The organism is Neisseria sp. P0001.S007 (genome assembly GCF_051963655.1).
GTDB lineage: Bacteria > Pseudomonadota > Gammaproteobacteria > Burkholderiales > Neisseriaceae > Neisseria > Neisseria subflava_A.
In genome coordinates, this window is sequence record NZ_JBQCUB010000003.1 from 215,195 (window position 1) to 221,194 (window position 6,000).

Annotated in this window: 6 protein-coding genes and 1 pseudogene; 5 read left to right on the top strand and 2 right to left on the bottom strand. The window is 45.0% G+C overall.

Annotated features, from left to right (window positions below; translation table 11 throughout):
* Positions 1-383: 383 nt before the first annotated feature.
* The 5 genes from ACTHRE_RS05125 (at position 384) to ACTHRE_RS05145 (ending at position 3,455) form a co-directional block, all read left to right on the top strand.
* Positions 384-662: an ArsR/SmtB family transcription factor gene (locus ACTHRE_RS05125; protein WP_049336899.1), complete on the top strand. Its 279-nt coding sequence runs from the start codon at positions 384-386 to the stop codon at positions 660-662.
* A gap of 167 nt (positions 663-829) precedes the next feature.
* Positions 830-1,600, top strand: coding sequence for an exodeoxyribonuclease III (gene xth, locus ACTHRE_RS05130; protein WP_377073718.1), 771 nt, complete (start codon positions 830-832; stop codon positions 1,598-1,600).
* 323 nt (positions 1,601-1,923) lie between these two features.
* Positions 1,924-2,130 (top strand): hypothetical protein, encoded by a 207-nt coding sequence (locus ACTHRE_RS05135; RefSeq protein ID WP_377073719.1) that lies wholly within the window; start codon positions 1,924-1,926, stop codon positions 2,128-2,130.
* Positions 2,131-2,162: 32 nt separating this feature from the next.
* A complete protein-coding gene (locus tag ACTHRE_RS05140; RefSeq protein ID WP_377073720.1) occupies positions 2,163-2,843 on the top strand; it encodes a hypothetical protein in 681 nt (226 codons plus the stop codon).
* Positions 2,844-2,873: 30 nt separating this feature from the next.
* Positions 2,874-3,455 carry a hypothetical protein gene (locus ACTHRE_RS05145; protein WP_377073721.1) on the top strand — a complete coding sequence of 194 codons (582 nt, stop codon included), beginning with the start codon at positions 2,874-2,876 and terminating at the stop codon, positions 3,453-3,455.
* A 35-nt stretch (positions 3,456-3,490) separates the two neighbouring features.
* Here ACTHRE_RS05145 and uvrB read toward each other — a convergent pair whose 3' ends face one another.
* The gene (gene uvrB, locus ACTHRE_RS05150; RefSeq protein WP_377073722.1) at positions 3,491-5,509 is read right to left on the bottom strand and encodes an excinuclease ABC subunit UvrB; all 2,019 of its coding nucleotides are present in this window, start codon (positions 5,507-5,509) and stop codon (positions 3,491-3,493) included.
* Between the two features lie 211 nt (positions 5,510-5,720).
* Positions 5,721-6,000, bottom strand: a pseudogene (locus ACTHRE_RS05155) (type IV pilin protein); the annotation flags it as partial.

The following is a 6,000-nucleotide window of genomic DNA, read 5'->3' on the forward strand; positions in this document are numbered from 1 at the left end:
AAGCCCTTAGCGTGTAGCATTCAGCATAGAATCATAAAACCTTGTTGTTTGTTTAAAAACAATCAATTGGCTGATTCCAAACAAACATAAAAGAAAAAACAACTTAAAACCAAATCAAAGGCCGTCTGAAACATCCGTCAGCAAAATCATCTGCAACGGAACATTTCAGACGGCCTTTTCGTCTCTTTTCAATCCATTTTCGCAACCGAAGCAAAATATCGAAAATGAACAAAAAATTTGCAAAACAATGCCCTCAAATTTTACAAAACCGTGTACACTGCAAGGTAAGAGTTTGAATTATAAGGTTAATCTTAATAAAAACTACAATCATCCAAATTTAACCTAAATCAAGCATTCATATAACAGACAAAAGGAACAATAATATGGAAATCAAGCGTCTCTCTACCATTCTCAAACTGATTGCCAACCCCGAACGCATGGCCATCCTTTTCCTGCTGCTTGACGGCGACCGCAGCATTACCGAACTGGCACAGGCACTCGACTCCTCCCCGACCGGCATCGCCAACCACCTCGCACGCCTGCGCACCGAAGGCATCATCGATTTCACGCGCTACCACCGCATCATCGAATACCGCCTCATCTCCGAAGAAGCCGCCACCATCCTCAATACCCTGCGCACGCTCAAAGACCAAGCCGAATAAACAAATTATTCCACATCACAACATCAAGGCCGTCTGAAACATCAGCTTTCAGACGGCCTGCCACTTTCAGCCCATATCGAAAAATAAACCAATCCGCTATACAATACCGCCCATGCCCACAGGCACAATCTGCCGTCTTCCCTCCAAACAGCACACACGGAAACATCATGAAAATCGCCACTTGGAACGTCAATTCCCTCAACGTCCGCCTGCCCCAAGTACAAAACTGGCTGGCCGACCACCAAGCAGACATACTCGCCTTACAAGAACTCAAGCTCGACCAAGACAAATTCCCGGCCGCCGCCCTGCAAATGATGGGCTGGCACTGCGTCTGGAGCGGCCAAAAAACCTACAACGGCGTCGCCATCATCAGCCGCCACGAGCCGCAAGACGTACATTGCGGTCTGCCCGCCCTCCCCAATGACCCGCAACGCCGCGTCATCGCCGCCACCATCAACGGCGTACGCGTCATCAACGTCTATTGCGTCAACGGCGAAGCCCTGGACAGCCCAAAATTCCAATACAAAGAACAATGGTTTGCCGCATTGACCGAGTTCGTCCGCGCCGAAATGGCCACCCACCCCAAACTCGTCCTGCTCGGCGACTTCAACATCGCCCCGGCCGATGCCGACTGCTACGACCCTGAAAAATGGTACGAAAAAATCCATTGCTCCTCTATCGAAAGACAATGGTTTAAAAACCTGCTCGACCTCGGTCTGACCGACAGCCTGCGCAAAATCCACCCCGAAGGCGCGTTCTACACATGGTTCGACTACCGCGGCGCCATGTTCCAACGCAAACTCGGCCTGCGCATCGACCACATCCTCAGTAGCCCCGAACTCGCCGCCACCCTTACCGACGTCACCGTCGACCTAGAAACCCGCGCCCAAGAACGCCCCAGCGACCATGCACCGGTTATTGCCGAGTTTGACTGTTAGATTTTGAGCGAATAAACAATAAGGCCGTCTGAAAACTGAATTTCAGACGGCCTTCATGCAAAAGGTTTTTAGACGACGTTTGAGGTCTTCTGAAGATTGGAAACAATGGTTTGAACAACAAAAAACGCGTGCGTGCGTACCGCACACAGTTGGTGGAGATGCAGGCTACAGCTTGCTACACTTCAGTTTTAAAGTTTGTGTCGCCCGTAGGTAGGTTGTGTTGCAGACACACATACGATGATTATAGATGTTAAGGCTTGCTTTCATGTATTAATCGTGTGTATTATTAAACAAACCTCACAGTTAATGACAGGAATCACATAATGATTATTCGCAAAAATACAACTACTTTCATTCCAAACATTATTCGATTTGGAATCTCTGAAAGTACAAATACGCTAATTATTGATTTTGGTAATGGAATTACAGAAGATGAATATGAAATTATTTCTTCTGTTGCATTGGACAATGAACAGCTTTTACTAATTAAGGACAACATTGAAAAATTTTTAAGCAATAAATCTAATTAGTAAATAAAATTATTATAATTTGAAGGCTTAGAATGGAAAAAGTACATCTAGTTACCAAAAATCCACACTATAATGATAATATAAATCCAATCAAAAACTTCTCTAAAGCTGGTAATGAAACTCTCTTTCGAATTAATCCGATTACTACTTTATCTGAGGAGCTTCAAGAAAAACCATTAAAAAATAATGAATTAACAAATAAGGAGCTATGCGATAGTATAAATTTTATTAATACTACAGAAAAAATCCCATATTCATTTTATATGGATTTTTTTAATAAAATTAATAAGGATTTAATACTTTCTGAAGAGAATCAAAAAGAACTATTAAGTGCTTTAGAAAAACGATCATTTGTTAATTTTTTAAGATATTATAAAGAACTATATGAGTTATCCAAATTAAATTATATTATTTTTTCCAAATTTTTAGTTATTGATAATGGTATTTTAATGTTAGAAATTAATAATAAATTTGAAAATATAACTCTTGAGTTGAAATTCTTAACAAATGGGAAAGTTGATTTCTTATCTATGGATAATGATAAAATAGAAGAAAATGAAAAACAATGCTATATTATGCGAGGAACTCTATCCACTAGTACTAAATTAAGAAAATCTTATAAAATGAAAAGATTGTTGAATGTAATACATTCTCAATGCACATCTATTGTACGCAATGTCTTAATAATAAATACATATACTATGCCTAAATAATTATCTTCTATAACTATGGTAACAGATAGTATGCGAATTTCTACTCTAGAATCATCTAATAATGATAATGAACTTGATATTGATTTAGAATTTGATGATGATTTGAATAAAATTGATGATATTAATATCCCTAAGAATATATCTCATGTATGGCGAATGAGCAAAAGAGAAGCTCAATATCATTTCCGCTTAAAAGAAAAAGAAAAAGAAATTAGTTTATTTACGTTAGAAGATGTTTTTTTAAGAGAGCATATTTCTAAATTAGATGAAGAAGGCGCAGTATATTTATATTTTATGTTTCATTATGTTTTTAAAAAAAAGTTAGAACTAGGGCAAGATTATGATTACATTTCTATTCTCTTTAATTTGGAAAAATTAAAAAACCTAGCACGTTCAGACCATATTTTTTTGGAGTGTTTCCAATATATTAAAATTTCTGAACGGCAACATTATCCTGAGCAAGCTAAACATTTAGATATGGTTTTCGAACCAAAAGAACAATGCAATACTCATGATATGCAAATTTTCTTAAATAATGCAGTGGAAATTTCTCCACTAGAACAAGATAGATGTTTTTTGAAAAAAATTTTAGAATATTGTAAGGATAATTAATTTAACCTTTTCTATTGAACAATTTAAAGAAAAATTTAAAATAGGATTTTCTCCTTAATCCCTCGAATCCTATCCCTTAACACAGCCGCCTCTTCAAACTGCAAATCCCTAGCTGCCTGCTGCATGGCTTTTTCTAGTTTGGCAATTTCTTTCAAGGCATCTTCTTCATTGTGGATTTCGCCGACTTTAACCTTGTTTTTACCTTTCAGACGGCCTTTGCCACTGTCTTCTTCGTGGTACACGCCGTCGATGATGTCTTTGACCTGTTTTTTAATCTGCTGCGGCACGATGCCGTGTTCTTCGTTAAATTTAATCTGTTTTTCGCGGCGACGTTCGGTTTCGTCGATGGCGGCTTTCATGGAGTCGGTGATTTTGTCGGCGTACAGGATGGCGACGCCGTTCACGTTGCGCGCGGTGCGGCCTATGGTTTGAATCAGGCTGCGGTGGGAGCGCAGGAAGCCTTCTTTGTCTGCGTCAAGGATGGCGACGAGGGAGACTTCGGGAATGTCGAGGCCTTCGCGCAAGAGGTTGATGCCGACGAGTACGTCAAACAATCCGAGCCGCAAATCTCTAATAATTTCAACGCGCTCGACGGTGTCGATGTCGCTGTGCAAGTAGCGCACTTTAATGCCGAGTTCACTGTAATAGTCGGTGAGTTGCTCCGCCATGCGTTTGGTGAGGGTGGTAACGAGTACGCGTTCGCCTTTTTGGATGCGGTCGTTGATTTCGCTCATTAAGTCATCGACTTGGGTGGCGACGGGGCGGATGATGATTTGGGGGTCGACCAGCCCTGTGGGGCGGACGACTTGTTCGACCACTTGTCCGGCGTGTTCTTCTTCGTATTTGGCGGGGGTGGCGGAAACGAAGACGGTTTGCGGCATGACTTTTTCAAATTCGTGGAATTTGAGCGGGCGGTTGTCGCGGGCGGAAGGCAGGCGGAAGCCGTAGTCGACGAGGTTTTGCTTGCGCGATGCGTCGCCTTTGTACATGCCGCCGATTTGGGTAACGGTAACGTGGCTTTCGTCGATGAACATGATGGCGTTGTCGGGCAGGTAGTCCATCAGCGTGGGCGGCGGTTCGCCTTCTTTTTTGCCGGAGAAGTGGCGGGAGTAGTTTTCGATGCCTTTGCAGAAGCCCATTTCGTAGAGCATTTCGAGGTCGAAACGGGTGCGCTGTTCGATGCGTTGTTGCTCGACGGGGCGTTGTTCGCGGGCGAAAAACTCGATGCGTTCGCGCAATTCTTCTTTGATGGACTCGCAGGCGCGCAAGACGGTGTCGCGCGGGGTAACGTAGTGGCTGGACGGGAAGACGGTGTAGCGGCCGACGCGTTGGTGCAGGCTGCCTGAAAGCGGGTCGAACATATCGAGGCGGTCGATTTCGTCGTCAAACAAGCTGATGCGCAAGGCGTTTTCGGAGCTTTCGGCGGGGTACACGTCGATCACGTCGCCGCGCACGCGGAAGCTGCCGCGTTTGAAGTCCAAATCGCCGCGTTCGTACTGCATGGAAACGAGCGTGGCGATGATGTCGCGCTGCTCGATGGTGTCGCCTTCTTTGACGGACAACACCATTTGTTGGTATTCGGTCGGGTCGCCGATACCGTAAATGGCGGACACGGTGGCGACGATAATCACGTCGTCGCGCGTCATCAGGTTTTTGGTGGCGGAAAGGCGCATCTGCTCGATGTGTTCGTTGATTGCGCTGTCTTTTTCGATGAACAGGTCGCGGCTGGGCACATAGGCTTCGGGCTGGTAATAGTCGTAGTAGGAGACGAAATATTCCACCGCGTTTTCGGGGAAAAATTCGCGCATTTCGGCGTAAAGCTGGGCGGCAAGGGTTTTGTTGTGCGCCATGATGATGGCGGGGCGGCCGCTTTGGGCGATGACGTTCGCCATGGTGTAGGTTTTGCCGGAACCGGTTACGCCGAGCAGAGTTTGATAAGCAAGGCCGTCTGAAAGCCCTTCGAGCAAACCGGCAATGGCGGTAGGCTGGTCGCCTGCGGGCGGAAAGGGTTGGTGGAGTTTGAAGGGGGAATTTGGGTATTGGATGACTTCCATAAGACGGCCTGTTTTATATTCAGGTAAAGAGAGGATTATAACAAAGGGCCGTCTGAAAATTGATAGTGTGCCAATCTGACAAGACTAAATATTTCATCTCCTTCCTTACTAACTGAGGTTGGTTGTGTTAGCTGGAGCGAATAACCCCTCTCCCCAAAGGACGTACCCGCGCACGTCCTTTTTACTTTCTTATCTCCTTTCCACTCTATTGTCACCCCGTAAAAGGCTTACACTCCGCATCATTACCCCTAAATATCTCCTCACCGTCCGTACAGCTTCCCTTCACCTTCATCTTCCCGCACACTACCGCCGTCAGCGACTCGTTCAAGCGTAATACTCTCGGCTCCGCCTCCCTGTCCAGCGCCACCGCCTTCAGGGTAAACTTCCCCTCCAAGATCCCCTTAGCCTGACCGCTCATCCTGATACAGAAACCGCCCGCCTCCTTCACCGGCAGCTCCGGCCACTTCGTCGACGTCAGCTTAAAGCTGCCC

Excerpts from the sequence above, each read along its gene's own strand:
- ACTHRE_RS05125 (WP_049336899.1), top strand. The coding sequence starts at position 384 with ATGGAAATCAAGCGTCTCTCTACCATTCTCAAACTGATTGCCAACCCC.
- xth (WP_377073718.1), top strand. The coding sequence starts at position 830 with ATGAAAATCGCCACTTGGAACGTCAATTCCCTCAACGTCCGCCTGCCC.
- ACTHRE_RS05135 (WP_377073719.1), top strand. The coding sequence starts at position 1,924 with ATGATTATTCGCAAAAATACAACTACTTTCATTCCAAACATTATTCGA.
- ACTHRE_RS05140 (WP_377073720.1), top strand. The coding sequence starts at position 2,163 with ATGGAAAAAGTACATCTAGTTACCAAAAATCCACACTATAATGATAAT.
- ACTHRE_RS05145 (WP_377073721.1), top strand. The coding sequence starts at position 2,874 with ATGCGAATTTCTACTCTAGAATCATCTAATAATGATAATGAACTTGAT.
- uvrB (WP_377073722.1), bottom strand. The coding sequence starts at position 5,509 with ATGGAAGTCATCCAATACCCAAATTCCCCCTTCAAACTCCACCAACCC.